The 26,777-nt window shown below is 39.0% G+C and carries 27 protein-coding genes and 1 pseudogene; 8 read left to right on the top strand and 20 right to left on the bottom strand.

Annotated elements, in window-relative coordinates; translation table 11 throughout:
* Nucleotides 1-9: 9 nt before the first annotated feature.
* From H6G74_RS17795 to H6G74_RS17725, 15 genes are all read right to left on the bottom strand, one after another.
* Nucleotides 10-1,422, bottom strand: a complete 1,413-nt coding sequence (locus tag H6G74_RS17795) for an HlyD family secretion protein (protein ID WP_190968934.1) — start codon at nucleotides 1,420-1,422, stop codon at nucleotides 10-12.
* 24 nt (nucleotides 1,423-1,446) lie between these two features.
* Nucleotides 1,447-3,597 carry a peptidase domain-containing ABC transporter gene (locus tag H6G74_RS17790; protein WP_190968933.1) on the bottom strand — a complete coding sequence of 717 codons (2,151 nt, stop codon included), beginning with the start codon at nucleotides 3,595-3,597 and terminating at the stop codon, nucleotides 1,447-1,449.
* A gap of 83 nt (nucleotides 3,598-3,680) precedes the next feature.
* Complete coding sequence (locus H6G74_RS17785; RefSeq protein ID WP_190968932.1) at nucleotides 3,681-4,019, bottom strand: hypothetical protein; 339 nt, start codon at nucleotides 4,017-4,019, stop codon at nucleotides 3,681-3,683.
* A gap of 111 nt (nucleotides 4,020-4,130) precedes the next feature.
* Entirely contained in the window at nucleotides 4,131-4,382 is a 252-nt protein-coding gene (locus H6G74_RS17780; RefSeq protein WP_190968931.1) for a CTB family bacteriocin, read from the bottom strand.
* Between the two features lie 264 nt (nucleotides 4,383-4,646).
* Complete coding sequence (locus H6G74_RS17775) at nucleotides 4,647-4,883, bottom strand: CTB family bacteriocin (protein WP_190968930.1); 237 nt, start codon at nucleotides 4,881-4,883, stop codon at nucleotides 4,647-4,649.
* Between the two features lie 447 nt (nucleotides 4,884-5,330).
* Complete coding sequence (locus H6G74_RS17770; protein ID WP_190968929.1) at nucleotides 5,331-5,837, bottom strand: hypothetical protein; 507 nt, start codon at nucleotides 5,835-5,837, stop codon at nucleotides 5,331-5,333.
* Nucleotides 5,838-5,936: 99 nt separating this feature from the next.
* Nucleotides 5,937-7,322, bottom strand: coding sequence for a hypothetical protein (locus H6G74_RS17765; RefSeq protein WP_190968928.1), 1,386 nt, complete (start codon nucleotides 7,320-7,322; stop codon nucleotides 5,937-5,939).
* 122 nt (nucleotides 7,323-7,444) lie between these two features.
* Nucleotides 7,445-8,011, bottom strand: a complete 567-nt coding sequence (locus H6G74_RS17760) for a Uma2 family endonuclease (protein ID WP_190968927.1) — start codon at nucleotides 8,009-8,011, stop codon at nucleotides 7,445-7,447.
* Nucleotides 8,012-8,110: 99 nt separating this feature from the next.
* Nucleotides 8,111-8,290 (bottom strand): hypothetical protein, encoded by a 180-nt coding sequence (locus H6G74_RS17755; protein ID WP_190968926.1) that lies wholly within the window; start codon nucleotides 8,288-8,290, stop codon nucleotides 8,111-8,113.
* A 26-nt stretch (nucleotides 8,291-8,316) separates the two neighbouring features.
* Nucleotides 8,317-9,669, bottom strand: coding sequence for an eCIS core domain-containing protein (locus H6G74_RS17750; protein ID WP_190968925.1), 1,353 nt, complete (start codon nucleotides 9,667-9,669; stop codon nucleotides 8,317-8,319).
* Between the two features lie 168 nt (nucleotides 9,670-9,837).
* Nucleotides 9,838-11,862, bottom strand: a complete 2,025-nt coding sequence (locus tag H6G74_RS17745) for an AAA family ATPase (RefSeq protein WP_190968924.1) — start codon at nucleotides 11,860-11,862, stop codon at nucleotides 9,838-9,840.
* 117 nt (nucleotides 11,863-11,979) lie between these two features.
* Nucleotides 11,980-13,071 (bottom strand): Kelch repeat-containing protein, encoded by a 1,092-nt coding sequence (locus tag H6G74_RS17740; protein ID WP_190968923.1) that lies wholly within the window; start codon nucleotides 13,069-13,071, stop codon nucleotides 11,980-11,982.
* A gap of 27 nt (nucleotides 13,072-13,098) precedes the next feature.
* Nucleotides 13,099-14,364, bottom strand: a complete 1,266-nt coding sequence (locus tag H6G74_RS17735) for a DUF4255 domain-containing protein (protein ID WP_190968922.1) — start codon at nucleotides 14,362-14,364, stop codon at nucleotides 13,099-13,101.
* Between the two features lie 80 nt (nucleotides 14,365-14,444).
* Nucleotides 14,445-15,128 carry a response regulator gene (locus H6G74_RS17730; protein ID WP_190968921.1) on the bottom strand — a complete coding sequence of 228 codons (684 nt, stop codon included), beginning with the start codon at nucleotides 15,126-15,128 and terminating at the stop codon, nucleotides 14,445-14,447.
* A gap of 111 nt (nucleotides 15,129-15,239) precedes the next feature.
* The gene (locus H6G74_RS17725; protein ID WP_190968920.1) at nucleotides 15,240-16,430 is read right to left on the bottom strand and encodes a sensor histidine kinase; all 1,191 of its coding nucleotides are present in this window, start codon (nucleotides 16,428-16,430) and stop codon (nucleotides 15,240-15,242) included.
* A 588-nt stretch (nucleotides 16,431-17,018) separates the two neighbouring features.
* Here H6G74_RS17725 and H6G74_RS17720 point away from each other — a divergent pair.
* From H6G74_RS17720 to H6G74_RS31750, 8 genes are all read left to right on the top strand, one after another.
* Entirely contained in the window at nucleotides 17,019-17,561 is a 543-nt protein-coding gene (locus H6G74_RS17720) for a Pvc16 family protein (RefSeq protein ID WP_190968919.1), read from the top strand.
* 129 nt (nucleotides 17,562-17,690) lie between these two features.
* A complete protein-coding gene (locus H6G74_RS17715) occupies nucleotides 17,691-19,361 on the top strand; it encodes a phage tail sheath family protein (RefSeq protein WP_190968918.1) in 1,671 nt (556 codons plus the stop codon).
* Nucleotides 19,362-19,449: 88 nt separating this feature from the next.
* Nucleotides 19,450-19,935, top strand: coding sequence for a phage tail protein (locus tag H6G74_RS17710; RefSeq protein WP_190968917.1), 486 nt, complete (start codon nucleotides 19,450-19,452; stop codon nucleotides 19,933-19,935).
* Nucleotides 19,936-20,178: 243 nt separating this feature from the next.
* Nucleotides 20,179-20,643 (top strand): phage tail protein, encoded by a 465-nt coding sequence (locus H6G74_RS17705; RefSeq protein ID WP_190968916.1) that lies wholly within the window; start codon nucleotides 20,179-20,181, stop codon nucleotides 20,641-20,643.
* Between the two features lie 113 nt (nucleotides 20,644-20,756).
* On the top strand, nucleotides 20,757-21,248 hold the full coding sequence (locus tag H6G74_RS17700; RefSeq protein ID WP_190968915.1) for a phage tail protein: 492 nt from the start codon (nucleotides 20,757-20,759) through the stop codon (nucleotides 21,246-21,248).
* Nucleotide 21,249: 1 nt separating this feature from the next.
* On the top strand, nucleotides 21,250-21,558 hold the full coding sequence (locus tag H6G74_RS17695) for a hypothetical protein (RefSeq protein WP_190968914.1): 309 nt from the start codon (nucleotides 21,250-21,252) through the stop codon (nucleotides 21,556-21,558).
* A 48-nt stretch (nucleotides 21,559-21,606) separates the two neighbouring features.
* The gene (locus tag H6G74_RS17690) at nucleotides 21,607-21,978 is read left to right on the top strand and encodes a phage tail assembly protein (protein ID WP_190968913.1); all 372 of its coding nucleotides are present in this window, start codon (nucleotides 21,607-21,609) and stop codon (nucleotides 21,976-21,978) included.
* Nucleotides 21,942-22,121 carry a DUF6760 family protein gene (locus H6G74_RS31750; RefSeq protein ID WP_313888494.1) on the top strand — a complete coding sequence of 60 codons (180 nt, stop codon included), beginning with the start codon at nucleotides 21,942-21,944 and terminating at the stop codon, nucleotides 22,119-22,121. The genes H6G74_RS17690 and H6G74_RS31750 overlap by 37 nt, the downstream gene beginning before the upstream one ends.
* Before the next feature lie 1,250 nt (nucleotides 22,122-23,371).
* On the opposite strand, the gene H6G74_RS17685 is transcribed toward H6G74_RS31750, so the two are convergent.
* The 5 genes and pseudogenes from H6G74_RS17685 to H6G74_RS31555 all read right to left on the bottom strand — a co-directional run.
* Nucleotides 23,372-24,685 carry an ATP-binding protein gene (locus tag H6G74_RS17685; RefSeq protein ID WP_190968912.1) on the bottom strand — a complete coding sequence of 438 codons (1,314 nt, stop codon included), beginning with the start codon at nucleotides 24,683-24,685 and terminating at the stop codon, nucleotides 23,372-23,374.
* 141 nt (nucleotides 24,686-24,826) lie between these two features.
* Complete coding sequence (locus H6G74_RS17680) at nucleotides 24,827-25,363, bottom strand: methanogen output domain 1-containing protein (RefSeq protein WP_190968911.1); 537 nt, start codon at nucleotides 25,361-25,363, stop codon at nucleotides 24,827-24,829.
* Between the two features lie 209 nt (nucleotides 25,364-25,572).
* Nucleotides 25,573-26,148 (bottom strand): HD domain-containing protein, encoded by a 576-nt coding sequence (locus H6G74_RS17675; RefSeq protein ID WP_190968910.1) that lies wholly within the window; start codon nucleotides 26,146-26,148, stop codon nucleotides 25,573-25,575.
* A 90-nt stretch (nucleotides 26,149-26,238) separates the two neighbouring features.
* Nucleotides 26,239-26,487 carry a PEP-CTERM sorting domain-containing protein gene (locus tag H6G74_RS31250; RefSeq protein WP_242051268.1) on the bottom strand — a complete coding sequence of 83 codons (249 nt, stop codon included), beginning with the start codon at nucleotides 26,485-26,487 and terminating at the stop codon, nucleotides 26,239-26,241.
* Nucleotides 26,488-26,502: 15 nt separating this feature from the next.
* Nucleotides 26,503-26,679, bottom strand: a pseudogene (locus H6G74_RS31555) (collagen-binding domain-containing protein); the annotation flags it as partial.
* Between the last annotated feature and the right edge of the window lie 98 nt (nucleotides 26,680-26,777).

Below are 26,777 nucleotides of genomic sequence, written 5' to 3'. Positions count from 1 at the left end.
TTTATCCCCTTATAAATCTGTGGTTAATCTAGCCTTACGCAACATAAATTGTAATGCGGTTTCTTCTTGGGAAATAATATTAGCTTTCGCCTCCATACCAGCTTGGATATGACATTGGCGATCGCCATTACCAAAAATGATTCTTTCTGGTTGAATGGTGGCTTCAAAATAGCTACCTCCAGGAGTTAGAGCAGTTGATGTCGGAATATCTGTATTACTCGTTTTAGGCGAAATTGCATCAGGAGAAATTGCTGTCACCACACCTTTGAGCGTACCGTAATCAGGATAGGGACAAGCATCAATTCGCATCTGTACTTTTTGACCAACAGCGACATTTTTAATTTCTTGGGGTGGAATCATCGCTTTCACAACTAAAGGTGCATTAGTCGGTGCAATTTCCGCAACCGGTTCACTCACCCGTAACACTTGACCGGGGTTGCGTAAATTCAGCTTAAGAATTACTCCATTACTACTAGCTCGCAAAATAGTATCTTGCAATTGACTAATAACTTGTAAAAGTTCTTTTTGCGATTGTCCGAGTTGATTTTGCATTTCTACACGTCGTTGAATTAACGCTTGTTTTTCCTTTTTTAAAGTAGCGATATTAGCCTCACCTCTAGCAATTTCTTGGGCGATTCTCGCCTGGGCGATCGCAATTGAGGCGCTGCTAGGATTTACAGATGCTTGGGCGACTTGCACTTTGGCTTTTGCAATATCTACGGCTTTTTGTTCAGCTTCTAAAATGGCTTGGGTTTGAATTACAACCAGCTTTTTTTGTTCAAATTCGCGCTTACCAATTGCGCCAACTTGTGCTAATTGTCCATAGCGATCGCGATCCACCTCGGCAAAACTTAAATCAGCTTGGGCTTTATGCAAGTCTGCTTCCGCTTTTTGCAAACTGGCTTGTGCTGCGAGTAATTCGCTGCTGGTGGTAACTTGGCGTTCTTGATATTCCCTTTGATTGCGGGCTAAATCGGCTTCAGCAGAAGCGACAGTCCGTTCTCCTACCGTGGATTCTGCGACAATTTGTGAATCTAAAGTTCTGATTTGAGCATCAATTTGGAGAATTTGCAGCCTAGCTTGCTGAATGTTGTCTTGTAACTGACTTTTTTTGATTTGCAATTGTTCGTCATTTAATCTTGCGATCGCATCGCCTTGTTTGACGATTTGATTTTCTTGCACAAAAATACTTTTTACAGTCCCTTCAATTTTGGGTTGAACAAAACGAATTTCTCCCGTTGGACGCACAGATGCAGAAGTTTTCACCGTCACATTATATTTCACCCATGAAGCTAAACTCATCCCTGCACCCAAACTTCCAACTAAAAAAATTCCGGCTAAAGATGTCCAACGACTCACAGGCGGAAGAAAATCATCACTTTCTACTGATGGCAGAGTTTGTTTAGTATATGTGTACAGCATAATTACCTGTAAAATTCTCAATTATTAAGGATTTAAAAATTCCCAATGCTCTCCAGCTTGAGAGCGTAATTCTGCCAACGAACCTTGCTTTTTTAACTTACCTTGCTCTAGTAAAACTATCCAATCTGCCCGATTAACAACTCTGGGACGATGAGTAATTAAAATTGTAGTTTTACCTTGACGATGTTTAAATAATTTATCTAAAACTTGTGCTTCACTTACTGGATCAAGTCCACCCGTTGATTCATCTAAAATCAAAATTGGTGGGTCTGTAACAATCGCCCTGGCTATTGCTAATCTTTGACGTTGCCCACCAGAAATATTCGCGCCAAATTCTCCTAAAATAGTTTGATATTTATCTGGTAATTTACTAATAAAATCGTCGGCTTCTGCTACCTGACAAGCTCTGACAATTTGTTCAAAGGTGACATGAGGAGCGCCTAAGCGAAAGTTTTCCACAATTGAACGACTCCAAAAATGCGGTTCTTGGGGAACAAGTACGACTTGTTGACGCAGACATTCAAGAGATAAATCTTGTAGGTTATACAGCCCAATCCGAATATTACCTGATTGCAGAGGATATAAACCAGCAATCAGTTTAGCTAAGGTGCTTTTACCACAACCAGATTTACCAATTAAAGCCACAACTTGACCACCAGGAATTGTCAGCGAAAAATCATCAATTAAATCTAGCCGCCCAGCATAATGAAAATTTAAATTTGTACAAACAATATCAGCATCACCAGCAATTTTGGCGTAAGGTTTAATTTCATCGCCTGCATTTTCCGGCTTTGCGTCTATTACTTCCGTGAGTCGTTGAGTAGCAGTTTTAGCGCGGGTAATTTCATCCACGAAGCTAATAATGGTAGAAATTAATCCTAAAAAATTCCCATTCATAGAGTTGAAAGCAAAAAGTTGCCCAATACTCAAATTTTCGGCTGGATTAATTACTAAATTTCCCCCAAACCACAGCAAAACCACACCCCCAACCCCCGAAACAAAGCCAGAAAAAGTATGATTAATAATACCAATTTGAATTGTGCGATAGGTAACATTCGCTAACCGACCAAAGCGACTTTGTAATTCATCCCAAAATTGCAACCCAGAAGTTGTAGTTTTGAGGGTGAGTGCGCCTTTAAAGGTTTCGACTAAAACGCCTTGAGTTTCTGCTTCTTGGACTAATAATTCACGAGTTTTTTGTTGTAAAGTCGGCTGAAAAACTACTGTTGATAAGCTCATTACTATACCAATCAATGCAGCTACTAGTGTGAGTTTCCAGCTATAGAAGACCATAAACCCAAAAGATATCAAAGCAATAAAAAATTGACTGGGTAAACCAACAACTAGTTGAGCAACTAACTGATTAATTTGGTCAATATCTTGTAAGCGGCTGACAATTTCTCCACTGCGCCGTGATTCGTAATAAGCAAGAGGTAGACGCAGAATTTGTCTACCAAATTCTAGGACTAAACCTAATTGCAGCCGTTGAGCAAAGTGAGCAATTAAGTTAGACTGAACAAAAGAAAGACTGTGAGAAATTAAATTCATCACTACAACTGCGATCGCTACAGTCGTCAATAACTTTGTATCACCTCTAACTAGCACATCATCCGTCAAAATTTGCATTAAAAATGGCGACGCTAAAGATAGCAATCCCAACATCAAATTCAGAGGTAATGCTTGCGCTAAAATCGCGCGATAAATCCAAACACGCTGAAAGAAACGCCAAAATCCACCAACTTTTTCATCTGCTTGCGCGAAAAACTTAATCGGATCAGGTTCTAATAAAAGCATCAACCAATCAGCCCAACCTTCTGCTATCTCTTGTTTAGAAAGATAGCGAATCCCCACAGCCGGATCAGCAACTAAACATTTTTGACCTTTTCTGCCATATAATACAACCCAATGATTACCTTTCCAATGAATAATGGCTGGCAAAGGTGCTTCATTCATTCGGTTTAAAACTTCTGGTGAAGTTTTCACAGGGCGCACATTAAAGCCTAGTGTTTCTGCTCCTCTTTTCAGTCCTAATAAAGTAGTTCCAAATTGTCCAGTACCAACAGCTTCACGAATGCGACTGAGAGTAAAAGTACGTCCATAATATTTAGAAATAGCAGCCAAACAAGCAGCCCCGCAGTCTTCTTCACTGTGCTGTTTCACAAATTGGTGTTTCATAAGTAAATTACCCTAAATTATGACAACTGCTCAGTCGTCAATTGTGTTCTGCATTTTAGAGGTAATAGTATTAATGACAATATTTACCCAAACATAGACATCAACTCAAACAACATATTTAATAAATATTGTCTTCTTCTTCTGGCTTTCCTTCCTCTGCGTCCACCGCCAAATTCACCCCCACTCAAGCCAAAAGTCACCTGTGAAAGTCGATATCCAGTTTGTTGCTGAGAAGAAAAGCTGCGAATACCATCAGAATAAGTACTGTTAATGTTGGCAAAGCTGGCTATTTCTGTTCTTTGAAAGAACATATTATAAAGGCTAAGTCCAGGATAGGAAAAACCACCCTTTATAGGTTCTTGTTCTTTTTCTGATAAATCAATAAATAGTTCTGATGATTTATCTTCTAAGTGTGCAGACATAATAGTAACTCCATCTTTGGCAAATAAGAAAATTCCAGAATTTTCACTTGTTTCGACCGCCAAATTGACATAATATGAAAATTCTGGAATCTTGATTAGACGATTAATTACTTACCAACGAAAGGTGAGCATATCACCAGCACTACTTAACCGATGATCGTTTATAGCTTGGAATACCTTCGTTGAAGATGAACCATTAGGCCCAGAAGTTACTTTAGTATTAAACTGCACAACCTGCATATCTTGCTGATAACTAGAATAATTATACCCTTGCAGGTTGGGTAAACTCATTACAGCCATTGAACCACCAGTTACTATTTGTTGCTGCTCTTCATGGATATCAATAAACAGTTCGTAAGACATAGTTGAAACTCTCCGTTATTTGCATGACGTAAGTTGATTACTTGCTTTGTGTAGCTGCTAGAACTTACGTTTGGGTAAATTTACTAAAAATAAGATTCCAGAATTATCCTTTTTTCTCTGCTGGATAATTCTGATTTACCAAAAAATCCAACAGCAGAGTGATAGTATTGGCGATTCGTGGTAGATGCTTTTAGGGGGCGAATTTATCTGATGCAGAATCGCTATATATGAAAATTCTGGAATCTGAATGATGCAGATATTCAATTACAAAAAGAACCTGAGAATATCTCCAGATTTGCTGAGAATATTATTTGTTCCAGCACTGAAAACTTTAGTCGAAGATGCACCATTAGCCCCAGCAGTTGCAGTAGTAGCTAACTGTAAAACTTGAGTGTTTTGTTTAAACAGAGCAGAATTGATTTCTTGCACATTAAATAGGCTACCACCAGAAATGGTTTCTTGTTGTTCAATTGCTAAGTCGGTAAATAATTCTTGAGACATAGTGTAAACCTTCTCTTTTTTGAACGAGATTTTTGTTAGCTAGTTGATGAGCTTTGTTTAGCGGCTCAACTCCTTGCTTAATTAATAGAATAAGGTGAACACCTAAGCTACGTCATTTACAGTTTCAGTAAACTTAATTACCAAATTTAGAAACATAAATTGCACAATTACGTCAGGATATATTTCCGAAAAATACATATAGATTTATCTGGTTTGATTGTGCAATTATCTGTATAAGATGCTGGGAATGAAGAGTAGAAAAGAGGATTTTGTGACTGTACTGGAATAACACGACTACTATGATGTCATAGAGTGTGGGTAAAATTAACCGCAGATAAACGCAGATGGAATTTCGGTCATTGCAACATTTTAGTCTAGTCACGCCACTACGTATCTGTTAAAAAATCAAATGGGATGCCTATAGTTTTTCTATATAATACGTAGTTGTCATTCGCTACTAATATCAGGATGGCAGTTAATCGAACCTGCGACTGTGGCGAAAATTGGTAAATACTCTAATTCTGCGGTTGACTCTACCATTGCAACTAATCCATAGACCAGTTGATGGCATTGCCAACAAACTTGATATTGTGTAATTGGCAGTTCAACATCAGGAGGTTGAAACACAAAAATATCTAATCTCGCTGGATAATTATCAATTTTTGTTTGTGTTTGAGAAATTATTTCAAACTGTTCTGACTGTAATTTTTGTAAAGGTAATTGCAGTAATTCATCGGCAAGTTCTATAAAGTTTTGTTCGTGTTGTTCTATTTCTGGAATAAGAATTTTCTTAATAAAAATTTGGGGATTATTTTTCGATTGTGCAGGATAAAAATATCCTTCGGTTTGCTCATCTAAATGTTGATTCGCAATTTTTTGCCAAGTTTGAGGAATTTCTAGTGATATATTAAGTTTGTCACTAAAATGACGCTCAAATAGCAATGATTTATTCATATAACTACTCATATAGCAATCATAAATGGTTTAAAGATATCTATCTTCCAGGTCTTCCTTGTCTCCCTTGTCTGTATATCAAATAGGAAGGCTATCGGATTATTCTTGGTTGTTCTTAGAGAAGAAATTAGTGGCAGTTTCATAAAGAGATGATGCACCAGAGGCGATCGCACTTCCAGCTTTTTTCAAACCTTGGTAAGCTAATCTGGTAGGAACTTCTACTGCTGTACCTGCTAATCCCGCCGCACCAACCAACAAGCCACCAGCAACGGCAGTACCTTTATTGAGTGCCATCATTCTGCCTGCTTCGACTAATCGAGATTTAGTATAGGGACGAGTGGCATTTTCCATCATGGTGATATTTTTAGTATGACGACCATGACCTGCTTCGCCGACGATATCTTCAGTATTTAATAGCTGAGAGGTGTGTGCTTGTTTAATTCTGGCGAGGGTAGAGAAATTTGCTAATCCAGAAGTTTCTAGATCATGTTCAAAAAACGTACCTTTGAGATGTTCTCCTCCAGCTAAATCTACAATATCGCCTTTAGCAATGTGGTGAACTACCTCTGGTCTTTCTTCTTCTGGTAGCGATTCAATATTGTTGTGATATTGCTTGGCATTAGGCGCGGCCGATTGAAATGTTACCAGTCGTCTCACCAAAGTTGGATGAGTACCAACAAAATGTTGAGCTAATGCACCGCCTAAACTGTGACCTGTAACATCTATTTTGCCTGATTGCGAAACGATATTACCGATGTAGCCAGTGGGAACTTCCTTGAGTAAATTCTGAATACCACCATGTCCAGGAGAGTTAATATCTAAATCCTGCCACGCTGTTGCTAAATCACTGGTTCCGCGAAATGCCAACACAGGGTGTTTCCCGGCTGAGACTCCTTGTTCTGTTGGTAACAATAATCCATAATTCAATCCCTGACCAGCATTGACGACATTGCCATCAGGAAACCATTGTTCATGAAATCCTTGTTCTCGCAACCATTCTTGATCTTGATCTGTCAAAACGTCGTCATAAATCAAGCCATGACCAATTTTTTCTAAATCGATATCTTGGGGGTTAATTGGCGTTGTTCCATCTTGGACTTGAGTGGGGTCAATGTCTCGGTTGAGAATCTGATTTTGATTGCGCTGAATGGCCATGACAACAGGCATATCAAGCTGTTGCATAGCTTCTTTAACTACAGTTTCAGTTTCTTGTTCATAGGTATCTCCTGGTTCGCCAATCGCAAGTTTCATTTGAATGCGTGGCGGTGGTGGTGGTTGATAAGCAGGAGGAAAAACGGGGATATTGGCGAAGTTGTTTGAAGAAATTAATGTATTATTTTTAACTGCCTGTGACTGTAAATTGGGCGTTTGGGTGCTATCTTCTGCTTCAGTTGAGACAACAAAAGGACGGGGTGCGAATGGATTAACTATTGCATCGGAGTGATTTGTAGAAGTTTTAGCTGCTTTGGGTTGTCTGTAATACATTGTTATTCTCCAGATATTTCTGTGTAGCAGAACAACCACCGTCGGTTTGCGGCAAATTATTGTCAAAATTTGGCACTATCTTACTGAAGATAATTAGCGATCGCTCATATTGATACTCTTATTTACATAGATTGCATCTTCAGCCAACTAAAAACCTGCTCTACTGACAGATTTAGGTCGATTTCTTGTAAGCTTAATAGGCGATCGCTACCTTGTAATAATTGTGGTTGTTGATTTGGCGAAAAAACAAGAATGGAGCGATCGCTTGGATCGATTAACCAACCTAGCTGACAACCATTTTGCAAGCAGTAAAGAATATTACCAATTACTTTGTTAGAACTTTGTTCAGGAGAAAAAATTTCAATTGTCCAGTCAGGACACAATAAAAAATCATTAGGTACTTCCCCATCCGCATCAAAGGGAATGCGTGACCATTTAAACACAGCTACATCAGGGACAATTGAACGTATACCAAAACTACAACGCAACTCTGGAAAAGCATAAGCAATTTGTTGAGTTTCTGCAACGTTGTTGATGTTGTTGCACAACTTTAACTGCAACCGACTATGCTTTCCTTTCGGCATTGGTTTTTGAATAATCTCACCATTGATATATTCACTAGCTGGTTTGGTTTCTGGGAGCTTCAGAAACGCTTCTAGGGTGAGAGTTGGCGTAGTTGTGGCGCTCATAGCTCCTGAAGATTAAGAGGTGTGATTTTAGTTTAGCAGGGTGATTGGATGGGCGATCGCACTCAACAATGTCAAACTATTTGCTATTCAAGTTGGTGTTTATGAATTTTCTTGTTCTATCTGTTTGTTAGTTAACCTTTTTTCTGCTTGCTGTTTTTCCCATTCTTTTTCTTTTTGATGACGTTCTGCTAATTGTTTCTCAATTTCTTGTTCCAGTTCCTGTGGATTGTCTTTGAGATGTTCCAATCCTAAACGCTTCAATCTTTCTTCAGTTGACATAATTATCCTTACTTTTATTTCTTATTTTACTTGTTTTTTCTAAGTTCAACTTGTAAATCAGCAGCACTTAATACATTTTTTACTGTATCTTTGCCTGTAATCTGACTAACTCCAAACACAATACCAGTACCATTGAATTCCTTTTTTCCTTTATGTTTTGGGTGTTCTATCGTTGCTAATGTAGCCTCCTTTTCGACTTCAGCATCACTATTTATTGAGATGATTAATGTACTATCAACTATTTCATGTTGTATCTTTTGAGCAGCTGCTTCCAATTTTTGTTCAACATTATTCTTCATGATGTTACTCTTCTCAATGTTTTCAGTAACAACTACAAAACTAAATTCATCGCCTCCATGACGAAAACTTGCTACTTTGACTGTAGAAGATCCTAGAGATTTAACTTGCTCCTCTGTCATTTTAGCTATCTGAGTAAAAATTTCATCGGCTCCGGTATGGCCTAATACGCTGTTCAATCCTCCAAGATTTCTAATATCCACTTCCACGTAAAAGCCCCTAGCCATTTCATTTTTATTAATGAAGTCAATTGCATTTTGAACTGTAGGTATCCTGTCACCTCCTGGAGCAAATCCTGTAACTGTATCCTTAGCGGCTGCACCACTATTTTGGAAGAGTCGCCTAGCCACATTCTCATCCACGCCTTCTTTCAATGCCGAAAGTACAAAAGCATTTTCTCTATCTTCTGCGTTTGTTCGGAACGCAGGCTCACGCATCCGCATCTCAAACTCTTGAATGATGTTTTGCTGTTTTTGTGTGGCTTCACTCTCATCATATTTACTCTTTAACCATGAAAACAAAACACCAGCCGCAGCACCTCCCAACACCAAAGCCATTTTTTCCCAGCCATTAAACTGATATACTTCCTTCTCTGACCCTAATTGTAAAAGTTGGTTTGCTTCTGGTGCTGTACTTTGAGCAGCCTTCTGTCCCATCAAATCGGCTTCTTGCTCTAAAGATACGTCGTCGTTGATTTCTATACTTTGTAGCTGCATGGTAGGCTTGACTCGACCTTGTTTTTGTTGAACTATATGCCAAGCTTCATGAGCGAGATGTTGTTCCTGACCTTTACCTAAATGGATATCTGTACCTTGAGTATATGCCAATGCCTGTAATTCTGAAGGTTTGGCAGAATTATAGTGGACTTTTACGTCATCCATAGCTATACCTGAGAGGTTTTCAATCCCGACTTTCAGGTTATTTGGCATACCGGTTTTGTTTTCCTGATGTACCCTAGACGCAACAGGTGGTTCTTCTACTTGGGGCTGGACGACAAAACGGCGTGGTGCGAATTGATTGGTGGTTGAGGTTTCCGCAGAATTTGTTGAAGTCTTTTTTGTTTTGTATTGTCTTGTATACATTTACTCAACTCTCCCAATCTGTGAAGTAGTGGTTAATCATCCAGAAGTAGTTAGTATCAATTTTGGCACTCTTATGGAGGAATTAGTTAGCGATCGCCACCATTGTTCACAGAGTTAAAAGCAGGCGATCGCATTTTGGTTTACTCCCCGAAATATAGTTTTTTTCGCCTAAATCCAACCTTTTACCTCAGCATCTGTCAACTGTCGTTCTAATTTTGCGTATTCACTCTTAGCAGCTTGTAAAATATATTTCATTTCCACGGCTTCCCCAGCATCGGCGGCTAAAAAGGCGGCATTGAGGGCAATGTTACGAATATTACCGCCGGATACATTTAATTTTGCCAATTTACCAAAGTCTAAATCTTGGGTGGGTGTTTGCTGCGGAAAGATGCGTTGCCAAATCTCGTTGCGCTGAGTGACATCGGGGAAGGGAAACTGGACGATAAACCGAATCCGGCGCAGAAATGCTTGGTCTAAGGAAGCTTTTAAGTTGGTGGTGAGAATCGCTAATCCTCTGTAAGATTCCATACGTTGGAGTAAGTAACCGACTTCAATATTAGCGTGGCGATCATGGCTGTCTTTCACTTCGCTACGCTTGCCAAATAAGGCATCGGCTTCATCGAATAGTAAAATTGCGCCGCCTGCTTCAGCTGCATCAAATACACGGCGTAAGTTTTTCTCTGTCTCGCCAATATATTTACTTACAACTTGGCTTAAATCTATACGATATAAATCTAAACGCAGTTCATTGGCTATGACTTCAGCAGCCATTGTCTTACCTGTACCACTAGCACCCGCAAATAAGGCACTAATCCCTAAACCTCTACCGCCTGTGTTGCCAAATCCCCATTGTTCATAGACTTTAGCCCGTTGTCGCACATGGGCTGCAATATCGCGTAAAACTTGACGTTGGGCTTCTGGTAAAACTAAATCATCCCAAGTGACACCTGATTCAATTGGTTGGGCTAATTCATCTAAGCGCGATCGCGCTTGAGAACGGCAGGTATCCCAGAGGAGAGTGCTGAGTGCTGAGTGCTGAGTGCTGAGTTTGGATTGGGGAGTGTTGAGTGCTGTACACTGAGCGGAGTCGAAGTGTGAGTGCTGAGTGGGGAGTTGATTGGTGAGTTTTGATTTACCTATGGCTTCTGTGCAGACTGTGTGAATAGTGGCGGCGCTGAGGCTGAAGTGAGAAACTAGGATATCTACGTGACCGTTGAGGGTGGTGGCTACTTCACCTAAAGCATTTTGCCAGATTATGCGTTGTTCGGTGGTGGTGGGTTTGGGAACGTCGATCGCAATTATTGGTTTTTGGGTAAATCGCCTGCGTTCACGGCTAATGATAATGAGGGGACTGGAGATATTTGTCATCCAATGAGCGATCGCACTTTCTTTAGCAGCATCACTACTATCACTTTCCTCACAATCTAATAGTAGTACGCTGTTGGTGAGCATAGCTTCTCGATCCCACAGCCGCAATAATTCATTGATTTCGGTGGTTCGCAGGCTAGTAATTGCACCTGCTGACATAATGTATAAATTAAGATCAAGTAACTGACAAGCTGTAGAGGCGATCGCTTTTTTACTACTTACTTCATCTCCACATAATTGAATGATTGGTAAAGTTATTCCTTCTCTAGTATTTACCCAAGTTGTTGCTAGTTGTTCTGCCAAAATCTGGTGGGAATTTACATGGGCAATATTTTGAGGTTCCAGAGATTTTACTACACCTTGTAATCTTTCATCCAAATTATTCAATCCTAGTAAATAATGTAAAATTCGCTCATCAATTCGTAACGGACTGAGATTTAAACCAGAACCTTCGGCAATTTGAATTAACTGCAAACGTCGCAACGGTGCATCAGGTGTTAAAGCATTCCAATGTGCTTGAGGTAAAACTAATGTAGCCAACATGAAATTTGGATAAGGTTTACCCACACCACTTAGCGAATTGGCGCATAAAAAACCCCAATTTGGGTTTAATTCCATACCAACGCACAATAGTAAAATATAACGTTCAAAATATGTTAAACCAAAAATCCGACAAAGATTATTCAATGCGGCGTTAGGCAAAGTATTTTTAGCACTCGATTCTAATGGCGAATTTTCCTGATTTTCTGGATTATTTTCTAATAAAGTCCGAACTACAGCGAGTTCATTCATCAAATAATTATAATTATCGACTTGCCATTGCATTTAGTATTTATCCTTCTTTAAAAATTCAGCTATTTTCTATAGCAATTCTAAATAATTTATAAACATCTCTCTCCCTTGTCTCCCTTGTCTTCATTATTCACCCATCAATCAGGACTGCTATATCATCTCCAAAATGTATACTTCATTGTCATAGCTATTATTACCAGCCCAAGTATCAATCCATAAGCCACCATAAACAATCATTTGCTGATTAAATTGTATAGTGGAATGACCAAATCTTGGAGGAGGAAATTTACCAACAACTTCTGGAACTAATGCTTGATAATTATGGGAATTATTATTGTTAGCGTCAGGCATATTTAATATTATTAAATCACCAATAGTCATATGACTGACACCATCACCAGGAGCCATGCCAGCAAATAAAACTATGTTATTCCCAAACTCACTATAGCCGTGAATAGTGCGGCAAGGAATGACATTTTCTTCATCATCAAATTCATCTTCTATCTCTTCTTCATCATTATCTTGTAAATCAACTGAATATCTATAATTATCTATCCCTTTAAAATTAGCTAATTGCCAAGTATTGATATTATCCAAATTTCCTAATTCTAAAGTTAAAATATCTTGACAAAATCCGCCGTAAGCTGCATCACCTAAAAACTTGACTAATGTCTGGTCACGTACTTTTAAGCCAGCGAGAGAAGAACTGCGACAATTATTAATTTGAATATTTAACCAGCACATTTTGGTAATATCTAATATATGTAAATCATCTCGTGCTGAGTAGATATCATAAGACCCGCCATCAATCAATAATTTATCTTGAAATAAAACAGCACTGTGATGAGAACGCGGATCTGGCGGTATACCATCAGGGGTAATTTCTGACCATTCCCAAGTTTTTAAATCAAGGGAATGAATAGCCACATCACTAAAGATATAGCCACCATCTTGTGCTGCTTGATGCCCTCCCCAAACCAGCATTTTATCTTGATATAAAACTGTTGTATGAAAGCTTCTCGGTTCAGGAATTTGCCCTGAAATCTGAGGCTGTATCCAAGTCCAAGAAGTCAAATCTAGCAAATGAACATCATTGAAAGCTTCATAAGTGTTATTATCTTCCCCCCCAAAAATAATCATGGAGGCTTGATACAAAATAGCAGAATGTCCGTATCTCGGTTGAGGATAAATACCTTGGACGTTGGGCTTTTTCCAAATAAATTTAGGGATAGCAGCCTGCATAATTATGTTGTAAATAAAATAGAGAATCTAAGAAATAACTATTACTGGCCCGATATATTGTTCAAACGTGGGGCTGTTGGAGTCTGTGTCAACTGTGAATAAACTTTCTGCACCATCTATAATCAAGCGGACTAAATAACTTCCTGGTAAACAATCATGAATTGCAAAAGTAATTGAGTTGGAACTATTGCGGCGATTTTTAGTTTTATCAGTAGAGTAACCAGTAAATTGGGTGAGGGAAAATTCTGTTAAAACTAACGTTACTTTTTGTGTTTTCTCAGTATTCAAGTTAACAGTAATAGTTATATCAGCCGATCGCGGTTCATTGCCTCTACCATGTACATTAGATACAGTGATATCTAAAATAGTCGGGCGTAACAAGAAAGGTACAACATTGGAATTGACCTTGGCTTGGGGATGAATTACTTGTAAACTCTGGACACCAGCCCTGAGAGATTCTATCGGGATAGTAGCCAGATTTAAGGTAATTTGCTTGTCTGTCACATCTTGGGGAGTGGTTGTGATATCACCGATGCGGACTTGGGTGATATCTGCGCTTAATTTATTTCCTTGGATTAATAATGTACTGTCAGCCAAAACTAAGGGTGTAGCTGCATATTGGGTTTGCCAAATTTTAGCTAGTTCTTCTACTACTTTGATTTGCGCGATCGCAGGTTGATATGGTGTAACATGACGCTGAAGATTGCGGACGGGTAAGGGTTTTTTCGGAAGTTCACCGCTATCAATTAAGACCACACTGGCTTTATAAGCTAATGATAAAGCGTAGGGTGTTTGAAAAAATACCGTCCAAATTTTGGAAATTTCTTCGATATTCAAATCAACTGGAGAAATGGCGATCGCTTCTACTTGTTCGGCTAAATTAGAATCAGCTAAAAACGTCAAAGTTGCATCACTGACTGTTTCATGAATCATTGCTTGGGTAAGAATCGATTTGCTGTTGAAGGTGCGAATGACACTACCTATGAGGCGCTGTGGTTCTAGTTCCACATCGTTACCATAACAAGTCAACAAGTAGTATAAATCTAAGCCTGTTTGCTGTCGTTTACTATATTTCTCATCAGAATAGCGTTGTCTTAAATCAGCACTCCGCCAAGCACTATTCAGCAGAATATCGTAAAGATATATGTTCACTCCTGCTTCTGGTGTAGCATTATTCAGGCGGTCTGGTCTTAGGGTTGTCACCCGCGCACCATCCACCTCTACTTGAACACTGGCTTGTAATGTTCTTTGCAAAGTTGCGGTGACAGTGGCGATGGCTAAATGGTTACTCATTTGTTATTGGTCATTTGTCATTTGTCATTTGTTAAAAGCGAAAAAACCGATAATCATACTTAATACTTCACACTTCAGTTTTATGGACAAACCAAACCGAGTTTTAAAGCTTTGACAATAGCTTGGGTGCGGCTGGTGACGCTTAATTTTTCAAAGATGGCTGTTAAGTGTGCTTTGACTGTGGCGACCGTAATATATAAATGGCCTGCGATTTGTTCGTTAGAAGCGCCTTGCACTAACCAATTTAAAACTTCTTGTTCTCTTTCGGTCAGATGAATACAATTATTGCCGAAGCTTAATGAATTGCCTGTGTAGTAGTGAAATAATCTAAAAAAGGCAGTGGCGACTGCTGGTGGTAAATAAACTTGATGATTAATGACAGTATTGATAGCTTCGCACAATTGGGTTGCTAATTGGTCTTTAAATACATAACCACAAGCACCAGCCTGCATAGCACGAAATATCCATTCATCTTGTTGATGAGCAGATAATATTAATACTTTGCCGTTATAAGATAATTCTCCCAGACGGTTTAGGGCAGTAATGCCGTTTTCTGGCGGTAATTCTAAATCTAGTAAGATTAACGCTGGATGTTGTTCAACAGTTAATTTTACTGCTTGTTCAACAGATGCAGCTTCTCCAATGACATTTAATCCTATACTACTGCTACTTGTATAAAAGTTTAATAAGGTGCGTATTCCTTGACGAAAATGCGGTTCGTCATCAACCAGTAGAATCGAGATTACCTCTTTTTTAGGATTCATGGTAGTGTGCCTGGGATATTTAAGAGAAGTCTGTAGTCTGAATCAGCAGACCATCTGAAACTGTGAAAAGTTTGCAATATATAAGTCTGATTACTTTTTACTTTTACCTTTTTACTTTTGCCTTTTATAGGGTAATGTAAAGGAAAATTGAGCGCCACCTGTGGGGAGATTTTCTGCCCATAAGTTGCCTTGATGTGCCAAGATAATTTTTTGCGCGATCGCGAGTCCTAAACCTGTACCACCTACACGGCGAGAATAATAAGGCTTAAATATTTGCTTCAATTCCTCCGGTGCAATTCCCGAACCGCGATCGCAAATTTCTATTAACACTTCATGACTATAAGCGTACCAATTACAAGTGATTCTCCCACCACAGGGACTAAAATGAATCGCATTGCCTAATAAATTATCAAACACTTGTTTCATTTGCCAGTTATCTACTGTGACATATACAGGCTGCTCAGGATATTGAATTGTTAAGTTTTTTTCTGTTAGTAAATGTTGTAAGCTTTTAATACATTCCCTAATAATTGTTTGCAAATTATATTTTTTTAAGTTTAAATTTGCCCGTTGTCCACGGTAAAGTAAATCAGTTAATTTCGCACTCAACTCATCTACAGTTTGGCGAATCAAGATTGCTTGTTCTTGTAAACTACCCTCTGGTAATGCCAAGCGCAGATTTTCTGCATAGAGATTAATCAATGCTAAAGGATTTCTCAATTGATGTTCTGTTTGTCCGAGAATTTGAGATAAAGCTAAGATTTCTTGTTGTTGTTGCGATCGCTCTCGACAAATCCCTAAATAATTACTTAATATTTGAGCATTACCCAGCAGTAACTGTTGCTGTTCAGCAGACAGCAATTTATGAGTACATATCAATATATATTCGCCGATTGCTAAACTCTGTTTACCTATCCGACAAACATAGCTATGATAACCCCCTGATACTGCTAATTCCGTAACTTGCAGAACTGGTAAATCATCTCGCCACCAATTTTCCGCTTGCAAATATGCCAAATCTGGATGGAATTTCCCAGACGTAAAAGAACTTACTTGGTCATCCTGTTTCATCTGCACAGAACATAAATCTTCTGTGCTATACTCTGCCACTATCTGCCGTTTTTCTGTTGCTAAATCGTAATAAACTGTCCAGATAGCCACATTTGGCAACAAGGCTTTTAATTGTTGAATAGTCAGCTGACAAATTTGATAAAAATTTAACTCTGGCAGTTTATTTTCTAAATTGTTTACCAACCAAGGTCGCGGCAATTGAGAGGTTAATTTTTGTGTAGCCACCCTCATCCTATTTTACACTCCGAAACACTATAGCAACTCAGAAGCATTAGAAATGCTACCCAATCTCAAAGATTTTTGCTTGGAGAAATTATGCTTATTACTGTATAAATACGGACGAAATCAGCTTACTCTACAGCTTGTAAAATTGGGGAATTTAAAACAATAATTTTACAATATCGACCAAAGTCTAATAAACGCTAGACATCTAGATCCCTAAGCTAGAAAGAGTTAGCCCAATAGTGGCAAATTAGCCAACAAAAAAGCCTAATTCCAAGGTTTATTTTGTGCTGTCAGCCCTCCACCTTCCAATACTGTTCGGTTAAGATCCCCCCGCCTACGGCGACCCCCTTAAAAAGGGGGTAAAAGATAATTTTCAGCCCCCCTTTTTAAGGGGGGTTGGGGGGAGTTCAAAATGCCAAAACGTTAACCGAACCGTATTGCGCCAACTTCCGTAAGTTCGGTAGCAAAGTAGTTACTTTTTGCTTGCGGAACTCTGGTAAGAACGCTTCACCCTCCATAGATTCATACTGGCGGTAAAAACCTACCAGCCAGAGTGATTAAGGGAGCATTTCAGTCACCCTGCTGTTGTGTTTTATGATCCCAGCTGCTACCCAGACTTTAGCAAAAATTTTAGCTGGCGGGATTTCCCTGCTCAGTACAGAGCAAATTGACTTCAACCATCCTGGTGTGAAACAGAATATCAACCCTAGACTGAATTTATATTGTTACAACATTCAAGAAAGTGTTGACAAACAACAGTCTCATTGTCAGCAATCGGCAGACAAAAGGAAATTATTCTTATTAACACCAAGGTGGTTTGAACTCTCATTTTTGGTAAGTGCTTGGGATTTTACCAGTTTAAGTGAACAGCGTATCTTATCCGAGGCATTAATACTACTTTTGCATCATCACTCATTACGAGAAGAGGTGCTGGCTCCAGCACTGCGCGGTCATGGCGAATTAGCAATGACCGTTTCTGCTATTCATCCTTTGGATGCTGCGGTTTTGTGGAATGCGTTAGGAGTACCATTGCGTCCGGCTTTGTATGTGACATTAACAATTCCCCTAAACCTGGATAGTAATTTTGTCACTGAGCCAAGTTTGATTGACTGTTCAAAACCAACAAAAAAAGTATGAAGTAAGAAGGCAGGAGGCAGGAGGCAGAAGGCAGAAGGCAGAAAGAAAACATGATTTTAATTTCAGACTTCACACTTCAGACTTCACACTTCAGACTTCACGCTTCAAAAAATAGGAAAACCAATTGTTATGCCAAGATTAGATTATTTTGCACCTGGTGTCTACGTTGAAGAAGTAGACCGAGGTAGTCGCCCCATAGAAGGGGTAAGTACGAATATCGCCGGCTTTATCGGTTTTACCGAAGATGTCAGAGGCGATGCGGAATTGTTTAAACCGATGTTGGTGACATCGTGGAACGAATATTTAGAATACTTTGCTAAACAAGGTTCTGATGGTTACACAGATTTTGATGCTTATTTACCTTTTGCGGTAAATGGTTGGTTCCTCAACGGTGGTGGACGTTGTTGGGTAGCGAGTATTGGTACAAAACTACCAGGTTCTCAGCCACCACCACCAGAAGAAACCGCCTTAAAAATTCGTACCAGTGGGAACCGTCCTGCTTTAAGTTTTATCCTTAAGCCAGCTGAAGATGATGATGACGGTGGTGCAGAAGGCAGAATTAATGTTTCTGTAACGGAAAGTGAACCGCGTCCCCCAGAAAACCCAGAAGCAGAACCACCCGCAAATACTGGTGAATTTTTCAAAGTCCTAATTAGCCGCAACGGTGAAATTCTGGAAGAATACGACCACTTATCCATGAACCCGCAAATTGATGCGGCTGTGGGTAGTTATGCGGTGACAGCTTTGCAAGATTCGCAATTTGTTACAGTCGCCGACTTAGAAACACCAGGACAACCACTGTCTCGCCGTCCAGCTAACGGTAATTACGAAGTTAGTCCACCGCCAGTAGTTTCCACCCCTGACCGTTTTCCCAGAGATGTGCAAGGTGTCAGAGACGATCGCACCGGGATGCAAGGTATCTTTGAAATTGATGAAGTTACCATGATTGCTTTCCCTGACTTGATGCGGGCTTATCAAAACGGCATCTTGGATTTGGATCAAGTCCACGGCATCATGGAAGCGATGGTGAGTATGTGTGAAAATACTGCCCCCAACCGGATGGTAGTATTAGACCCGCCCCCATGTAAAGGCGGTGGTACAGCCGTACCTCCCACCCAGGTGAAGCCCCAGCACATGGCTCAGTGGTTGAGTGCATTTAACAGGCGATCGCAATTTGCCGCTCTCTACTATCCTTGGATTAAAGTCCCCAACCCCCGTAACGGTGGTAGACCAATTTTAATTCCTCCCGCCGGTCACATGCTGGGCGTTTGGTGTCGCACTGATGAAACTCGTGGTGTCTACAAAGCACCCGCCAACGACACACCCAGAGGTGTTATCGGTTTAGCTTACGAAACCAACCTCCGCGAACAAGAATTACTCAACCCTCTAGGTATTAACTGTATCCGTACCTTCCCCAACCGTGGAATCCGCATTTGGGGCGCTCGCACATTAGTAGAGCCAGATAACGTCCAGTGGCGTTATATCAGTGTTCGCCGCTTGATGAGCTATATCGAAAAATCTGTAGAACTCGGTACTCAATGGGTAGTCTTTGAACCCAACGACCAAGACTTATGGGCGCGTGTGACTCGTACCGTCAGCAACTTCCTAGAAAGACTCTGGCGGGAAGGTGCTTTATTTGGTGCTTCGGCTGCGGAAGCCTTTTATGTCAAATGCGACTCTAGCATCAACACTCACGAAACCATGATGTTGGGGCGGTTGTACATCGAAGTTGGTGTTTGTCCTGTACGTCCAGCGGAATTTGTCATCTTCCGCTTTAGTCAATGGTCTCCTAACCAATAAAAGTAAGTGCAGAGGTGTAAGGGAAATCATACTCCCCTACACCCTCACACTCTTATACCCTCTATTACAAAATTAAGGAGCTACAAATATGCCTGAATTAAAACCAATTGCTGCTAGTAACTTTTACTTTGAAATTGATAGCATGACCGACATGGCTTTTAGTAAAGTTGGCGGTGTCAAATTTGAAGCTAAAGTCAAAGGTCAAGATAAACCTTTAATGTCTACCAAAGGTGGTGTTACACTCAGACAAATTAACTCCGCTGGATTTGAAGGTCTATTTACAATAGACGTTTCTACCCTTATGAGTGGAGATAGTGATAGCACCAGCAAAAAAATGTATGATTGGTTCAAAAAATGTATGCCCAAAACCGAAAAAGGTGAAGGCAAATGGGCAGAAAGTAAAAAAACAGGCTCTATAGTTGCCTACGATACTGATGGTAACGAAGTTATGCGTTGGGAATTGAAAGAAGCTTGGCCTTCTCAATATAAAATCGGAGATTTAGATGTAAATGGCAACGATTATATTGAAGAAACTTACACATTAACTTGTGAAAATATCAATCGCAAAAAATAGATTTTGCCTAATTTTTTTTAGCTAATTAATTATTACCTATTTATCAAACAGACTTCAGGAGACAGGAAGCCCAAATTCAGATTTGAATTATATGTGACTGGTGGATGAATAACCGGGTTTAACACCTACACCAAATTGCAAATTTGATATTCTTCAATCAGTGGCGTATCTCAATCCCTTACTGATTACATTCTGACTCCTGAATTCTGACTTCTGAATTCTTCTTCAACTGGAGGTTGATTTATGCCAGAGTTTATCTCTAATGCCAAGTTTTACTGGGAAGCTGATGGTTTAACTGATGTTTTGGTAAAGAAAGTCAGTGGTATGCAAATGAAAATGATAGTTGCAGGTGGGGATGCACCTATTGGTGTCACCAAAGATGGTAAAACTCAAACTCAGGCTACTATCGGTGGCGTAGAATGTTCAGAGATTACCTTGGAATGTGTAGCAACTGCTGATTCTAAACAACTCCTAGATTGGTATAACAAATGCCATGCTGAAGCTCTGTCAGGTGGTAAATCAGAAGGCCGCAAGAACCGTAAGTTAGGAAAACTTTCTATATATGATGGCGAACAAGAAAAAGTTCAGTACGAATTTACAGATGTCTTTCCTACCAGCTATGCCACAAGTGATTTTACAGCAGGTAGTGGTGATTTATTAACCGAAACAGTCACCATTGGTTTTACTTATTTTGAAAGGAAGAAATAAGTAGAAGTGTGAAGTATGAAGTGTGAAGTATGAAGTATAAAATTAAAATCATACCTCCTGTCTCCTACCTTCCCACTTCAGACTTTTCCCTCATATTTTATATAGTGAAATATATGGCTGATTTTCCCGAAATTTTGACGAATAGCCGATTTTATCTGGAATTAAAGCTCAGTGGTAGCCAAGAACCTGTGGATGGCTATTTTATGGAATGCCAAGGTTTTCAAACTACACAAAAAGTAATAGAAATTTCAGAAGTCACCCCCCAAACTTGGGGTAAAAATGGTAATACGAGTGGTAGAATTATCACTACGAAAATACCTGGAAATATATCTTATTCTAATATTGTGTTGCGGCGTGGTTTAACTATTTCGATGACTATGTGGAATTGGTTAGCGGCTGTGCAAGAAAGTAAATGGGGTGATGAAAGGCGGGATGGTTCTTTAGTTATTTATAATCAAGCTGCGGAAGAAAAATTTAGATTGGAATTTAAAAATGCTTGGCCTGCTAATTATAAAATTAATGATGTGAGTGCCTCTGGCAGCGAACATGAAATTGAAGAAATAGAAGTAGTAGTAGAAGAATTAAAACGAGTGAAAGTAGCATAGAATGTTGCAAACTGAATTTGAATTTACTTTACCGAAAGGGTATCTTGATGCAGATGGTAATTTACATCGTAAAGGTGTGATGCGTTTATCCAGAGCGATAGATGAAATTATTCCCTTACGTGACCCTCGTGTAAAATCAAATCCAGCCTATGCAACGGTCATCATTTTATCTCGCGTCATTACTAAATTAGGTGCTTTAGATGAAGTAACACCTGCGGTTGTGGAAGATTTTTTCGCCTGTGATTTAAGCTATTTACAAAATTTTTATCGTCAAATTAATGAATTAGAAGAATTGGGGAGTGAGGAGTAGGAAGTAGGGAGTAAAAGAAAATCACAAATGACAAATAACAAGTGACTAATGACAAAAATTTATACAGAATTTAATTTTACTCTTCCTAGAGGTTTATTAGATGCTGAGGGGAATGTGCATCGCCAAGGTGTGATGCGGTTGGCGACAGCAAAGGATGAAATCATTGTACAAAAAAATCGGGCTGCTCAGGAAAATGTCACCTATGCTGCAATTGTTATGCTCTCACAAGTAATTACTCGTTTGGGAGATTTAACAGACATTACTCCGAGTTTGCTAGAAAATCTTTTTTCCAACGATTTGGCATATTTGCGAGAGTTTTACAATCGAATTAATCAGCAAGGTGATGCAGAAATTTCTGTCCAGTGTCCACAATGTCAGACTAAATTTCAAGTGGAGTTAGCTTTAGCGGGGGAATCATAGGCTACCCCTCAGATTTACTACATGAGGAGGTAGCCTGTATTGCGTTTCATTTCCACTGGAGTTTAGAAGAAATTTTAACTTTAGAACATGCTGACCGTCAACGCTGGGTTAATGAAATCGATAAAATAGTGCAGCCAGAGTAACTGAGAAATTTTATATCATACAAGCAAATTTTTGGGTACATACTTTAGGAAGATGCCCTACTATTTAACTCAGTCTAAATTTATTCTGGTGTGTCAAATAACTGCTTTCTACAGAGGTTTAGCCTTGAGCTAAACCTTTTTTATAATTGATATTTTTGTAAAAAACTAACTGCTACAGAATATCTGGCTATTTCAGAATAAATTTTACCATAAATATCAGATGAAACTAAATTGTTTCTATCCTTAGACAGATAGGTGAAATAAATTATGGTCAAAATTAATATAGCAATCCTAAATCATTGATAAATGTCTCTCTCCCTTGTCTTCGTGGTTTACATATCATAATTTATCATTTTTGTACACGACTAGAAGGAAGATGAACTGCATCCGATGAGGAGATAAATTATCTAGATATGGTAAACACCTGGTATATATGGGCTTGGCTGATTTCCAAGCCTTTTTCATATTTTTGAAGCAAAAAAAATTATTTTTAAGTTAGTAATTATTAAAATATTTAATGGGTTTTTATTATGCAATATGTCCACAATTTATACGTTATTTGAATATAGTTACTTTTTGTCTTAAACGTCTATCAATTTGTCTGGTGTTTAGGTACATCCTCAAGATAGATGAGGTCTATGGAGGAAAGTAATAAATTAATTGAGTACGTTGTTAAGCACAGCAATTTTTAAGGTTTGGCTATTGACCAAACCTTTTTTGTTGCTTGATTTTTTGGGAAATATATTTATGTTTATTTATGAGTAGTGTAAGCAGAAAAAGATAATTTTTGATTCAAGCGATATCAGTTATTTAATTATTTGTATACATCCTTGAGAGAGATGAACTAACGGATGACCTAGGATAAATTAAGCTTGGTGTAGTAAATGCTTGGTATACATAAAGGCTTGGTTCACCCAAGCCTTTTTTTGTACATCTTTGTAGTGTCATATTATGACGAAATCTTATCTTATATCAAGTCCAGGTAATCAGTCACGACTCCCTACATCTGTGCAGAAACGTCAAAACCCTCCTATCCTCTGCTCTCCTGCGTCCTCTGGCTCCTCACCAGAGCAAACGCATCTAAATGTTGGCGAAGTAGTAAGAAGAGGTGGTGATGAAGTAGTTCAGTTGAACTAAAAAAGTATGAGGGGCGATCGCGGGTGGAGTGGAGGTAAACAATCGAAAATTGATGATAAAGTGATAGTCAGGTGTAGAATCAAGCCCTGATATTAAACGGTATGAGTTCTTCTTCAACCTTGCTCAATGGGTAACTCAATACTAAATTCAGAACCCCAACCTGGTTCAGACCTCATATTAATTTGACCACCATGCCCTTCTATGATTTGGTAACTAATCGATAAACCTAATCCGGTTCCTTGTCCGACGGGCTTAGTAGTAAAGAAGGGATTAAATATTTGATGCTGAATCTCAGTAGGAATACCGTTACCGTTATCTTTGATGCGAATTGCAATATAGCAGTTATCGAATTTCTCTGTGCGAATCCAAATGCGATTGGGGTGATTTTGTCTGAATTCTGGCGATCGCAATTTTTCTGTTTCTTGTAAAGCATCAATCGCATTATTTAAGATATTCATAAACACTTGATTGATCTGCCCAGGAGAACAATAAATTAAAGGCAATTCACCATATTCCTTAATCACTTCAATACCAGAATACTCCGCACTAGGCTTGAGACGACTTTGTAAAATCATCAATGTCGCCTCTAAACCTTGATGAATATCAACCACTTTGAATTTTGCTTCGTCTAAGCGAGAGAAGTTTCGCAAAGATTTCACAATCTCAGCAATTCGTTCTGCACCCATCTGCATAGAACAGAGCAATTTTTTGATATCTTCTTGCATAAAGTCAAGCTCTATATCATCAATTGCTTGCTGAATTTTTTGGCTAGAATGGGGAAATTCTTGCTGATATAGCTGAATTAGGTTGAGTAAATCATTGTAATATCCACTGGCATACCTCAGATTTCCATGAATAAAGGTAATTGGATTATTAATTTCATGGGCAATGCCGGCAACTAACTGTCCCAACCCAGACATTTTTTCTGTTTGCACCGCTTCTAGCGCACTTTGCAGTTTGATGAGAGTGTGTTTTAAAGTTTCATTTGATTGTGCTAATTCTGCTTGAATACGTTGGCGCTGTTGAATTTCTTGACTCAGGGCATGAATTTTTTGGTTCAGCACCACAAATTCGTTTTTTGTACGCTTTTCTAAACGGAGTAAATTAATTGCTGGACTTTGATGCGATCGCGGTTGAATTACTGCACCTTGACTACGACAAGCAATTCCCTCGCCTTCAGTTTGGTGAATAGTAAAAGCGCCCAAAATCATTTGACGACTTTGGGCGCACATTTTAAGGTAGTCAATCACCTTTTCAGGAGATTCCGTGACAAACTCACTCAAATACTGACCAATCAATGCTTTACTGGTTTTACTAAACAATTTAGTAGCAGCTTGATTGACTGCCAAAATTTCACCTGCACTAGTTACCAGCAGCATAGGTTCTGGCAAAATCTGGGCAAAGGTTAAAAATTGATCAGGTGTCATGATCTTGAGGTATCACAGCAGAATTTTTGCCATTGCACGGAACACTAACAGAGTAAAAGTGAAAAGACTCAGCCATGTTTGAGAAAATTAACTTTAGCCGAGACATATTACAGCCACGAGATTATCAGCTTCATGCTGCTACTATACTTTGAAGTATTCTTGTCCGGCAAATTCCTCGGATGCGTCACTAGGTTTGAGATGAATGATCACAGTGCATTCCTTTGCACCTCTGGCGATTGTGTCTTTTAACTCTACCCTGGCATAACCGAGATTATCTGCTGCGATCGCACCAAATATATTCGATGTCATCACACACATAGCTTCGCGTCCTTCTACCTGTTCTGCAAAAGGACATTGACGATTGCCTAAAACAATCTTTTCATCAGTTTCTTCAATCACGTAAAAGTCACCTTGAATCCGGCGCTTCCAATCTACAAGAACAGCAGTTACCTGCTCACGCGAAAGATTAGATACTTGCAACCCGTGATGATATATCTGATTGACATGCTGACCTGTTCGATAGCCAACTACATTCAAAAAGCCTGCTGCCTCTTCAATACCAACAACATCTTGTAAAGTTCCCGCCAATTCTCGAATAATCGTCCGCAAAAACTGGTCACGTTCTATGGGTAGTTCTAAAGATTTTATCTGGTCGTCAAGCAAAGATGTTTGAACCATAATGAAGTTATTTCCTGGATATCTACAAAGAAGAATTTTCAATAGCACTATGTTTCAGGAAAATCAGCGAAATCTCAAAATATCTTCCTTAAGTACTATTGACACCCAACTAGTGATAGTTTTCCCTAATTAATTGCAAAACTCACATCAATACAGAAGAATCCAGAATTTAGAAGCCAGAGTTCCGAATTTAGCTGAATTTGACTAGTTTAAACATCCTCTGAATGTATATATGCCTTGTAATCTTCAATTTTACTAGCCAACCTTGTAGCTAAAAACGGACTCGCATCTTTCAAAGCTTCATAAATCTCTATCGCTTCTTCTCGATATTTAATAATTTTTTCTTGACTCCAGTAATGTGGCGGTGCTTGGAGGTTGCTGATTCTATCAGCTAACTTAACCATCCAGACTTCTGGAGGTTGTTGTTTGATTCTCCTTAAACTATCAGCCATTTGTAGATGTTTCGCCAAACTATTATCTTTGGTTAATGCAAGTACACCTTTGGCAACTGCTTCACCAAACTCAACTTTAATTTGTTCAAAAGTTATACCAGTATCTTCGATAGTGTCATGCAAAACTGCACATTGAATTGCTAAATCAGGATTAGCTACTTTTTCTACGTTTAAAGCAGCAATTAATTCCATGCTGACGAAACTCAAGTGCATAATATAAGGCATTTCAGAACCGGGAATAGTTTGGTTATGATGTGCGATCGCAGCAAACTTATAAGCCTTAATATAACTTTCTTGTGACCAGTTTTTTGGATTAATTTGATTTTGATTCATGTCAAATATTTAATAACTTAAAAGTTCAGATACCCGACTTCTTTAAGAAATCGGGTATCTTTTTATTCAAACATGATTGCAGGTTACTGACTAATTTTTTTCACCAGTTATAGCTGATTTAGTGAATAATTTATTCCGGCGAGAAAAGCCAAATAAACCAACTACAAAAAGTAACCCCATAACTGTACTTGGTTCTGGTACGGTAGTTGAAACAGGAGGCTCAGGTGTTGGGTTAGTTGGAGTTTCAGGTGTTTCGGGTGTGGGGTTAGTTGGAGTTACTGGTGTTTCAGGAGTGGGGTTAGTTGGGGTTTCTGGCTGTGGCTTGGGTATGTTAGGCAAGTTCCCAGCAAACTTAGTATTGTGAAATTCACCACTACCGGATAACGAAGAAGCTACTAAAGTTCCTTCTACATTCCCATTATTAAATAGGACATTAGCTTTAGTTGCAAGTACACTACCATAGAATGAGAAACCAGTAGTTTTTACTTGAGTAGCATCAACAAAGTTAAATAAAATGGTTCTTCCGGTAATTTTATGGAGAATTAGTAGTAAAGTGCCAAGTTAATAAGCTACGTAAGCGGAAATTACTAAAGTTGCGAAAGCCATATCCAAGTCTTTTGATTAACTTG

The organism is Nostoc spongiaeforme FACHB-130, assembly GCF_014698475.1.
Lineage (GTDB): Bacteria > Cyanobacteriota > Cyanobacteriia > Cyanobacteriales > Nostocaceae > Nostoc_B > Nostoc_B spongiaeforme.
The sequence above is the reverse complement of the archived record's forward strand: the minus strand, read 5'-3'. Positions and strand labels throughout refer to the sequence as shown.

Bases quoted from the DNA above. Each gene is read 5' to 3' on its own strand.
- H6G74_RS17760 (WP_190968927.1), bottom strand. From the start codon at position 8,011: ATGAGCGCCACAACTACGCCAACTCTCACCCTAGAAGCGTTTCTGAAG.
- H6G74_RS17700 (WP_190968915.1), top strand. From the start codon at position 20,757: ATGGCTGATTTTCCCGAAATTTTGACGAATAGCCGATTTTATCTGGAA.
- H6G74_RS17775 (WP_190968930.1), bottom strand. From the start codon at position 4,883: ATGTCTCAAGAATTATTTACCGACTTAGCAATTGAACAACAAGAAACC.
- H6G74_RS17705 (WP_190968916.1), top strand. From the start codon at position 20,179: ATGCCAGAGTTTATCTCTAATGCCAAGTTTTACTGGGAAGCTGATGGT.
- H6G74_RS17690 (WP_190968913.1), top strand. From the start codon at position 21,607: ATGACAAAAATTTATACAGAATTTAATTTTACTCTTCCTAGAGGTTTA.
- H6G74_RS17680 (WP_190968911.1), bottom strand. From the start codon at position 25,363: ATGGTTCAAACATCTTTGCTTGACGACCAGATAAAATCTTTAGAACTA.
- H6G74_RS17770 (WP_190968929.1), bottom strand. From the start codon at position 5,837: ATGAATAAATCATTGCTATTTGAGCGTCATTTTAGTGACAAACTTAAT.
- H6G74_RS17710 (WP_190968917.1), top strand. From the start codon at position 19,450: ATGCCTGAATTAAAACCAATTGCTGCTAGTAACTTTTACTTTGAAATT.
- H6G74_RS17725 (WP_190968920.1), bottom strand. From the start codon at position 16,430: ATGAGGGTGGCTACACAAAAATTAACCTCTCAATTGCCGCGACCTTGG.
- H6G74_RS17785 (WP_190968932.1), bottom strand. From the start codon at position 4,019: ATGTCTGCACACTTAGAAGATAAATCATCAGAACTATTTATTGATTTA.
- H6G74_RS17780 (WP_190968931.1), bottom strand. From the start codon at position 4,382: ATGTCTTACGAACTGTTTATTGATATCCATGAAGAGCAGCAACAAATA.
- H6G74_RS17745 (WP_190968924.1), bottom strand. From the start codon at position 11,862: ATGCAATGGCAAGTCGATAATTATAATTATTTGATGAATGAACTCGCT.
- H6G74_RS17730 (WP_190968921.1), bottom strand. From the start codon at position 15,128: ATGAATCCTAAAAAAGAGGTAATCTCGATTCTACTGGTTGATGACGAA.
- H6G74_RS17685 (WP_190968912.1), bottom strand. From the start codon at position 24,685: ATGACACCTGATCAATTTTTAACCTTTGCCCAGATTTTGCCAGAACCT.
- H6G74_RS17740 (WP_190968923.1), bottom strand. From the start codon at position 13,071: ATGCAGGCTGCTATCCCTAAATTTATTTGGAAAAAGCCCAACGTCCAA.
- H6G74_RS17695 (WP_190968914.1), top strand. From the start codon at position 21,250: ATGTTGCAAACTGAATTTGAATTTACTTTACCGAAAGGGTATCTTGAT.
- H6G74_RS17765 (WP_190968928.1), bottom strand. From the start codon at position 7,322: ATGTATTACAGACAACCCAAAGCAGCTAAAACTTCTACAAATCACTCC.
- H6G74_RS17735 (WP_190968922.1), bottom strand. From the start codon at position 14,364: ATGAGTAACCATTTAGCCATCGCCACTGTCACCGCAACTTTGCAAAGA.
- H6G74_RS17675 (WP_190968910.1), bottom strand. From the start codon at position 26,148: ATGAATCAAAATCAAATTAATCCAAAAAACTGGTCACAAGAAAGTTAT.
- H6G74_RS17790 (WP_190968933.1), bottom strand. From the start codon at position 3,597: ATGAAACACCAATTTGTGAAACAGCACAGTGAAGAAGACTGCGGGGCT.
- H6G74_RS17750 (WP_190968925.1), bottom strand. From the start codon at position 9,669: ATGTATACAAGACAATACAAAACAAAAAAGACTTCAACAAATTCTGCG.
- H6G74_RS17755 (WP_190968926.1), bottom strand. From the start codon at position 8,290: ATGTCAACTGAAGAAAGATTGAAGCGTTTAGGATTGGAACATCTCAAA.
- H6G74_RS17795 (WP_190968934.1), bottom strand. From the start codon at position 1,422: ATGCTGTACACATATACTAAACAAACTCTGCCATCAGTAGAAAGTGAT.
- H6G74_RS17720 (WP_190968919.1), top strand. From the start codon at position 17,019: ATGATCCCAGCTGCTACCCAGACTTTAGCAAAAATTTTAGCTGGCGGG.
- H6G74_RS17715 (WP_190968918.1), top strand. From the start codon at position 17,691: ATGCCAAGATTAGATTATTTTGCACCTGGTGTCTACGTTGAAGAAGTA.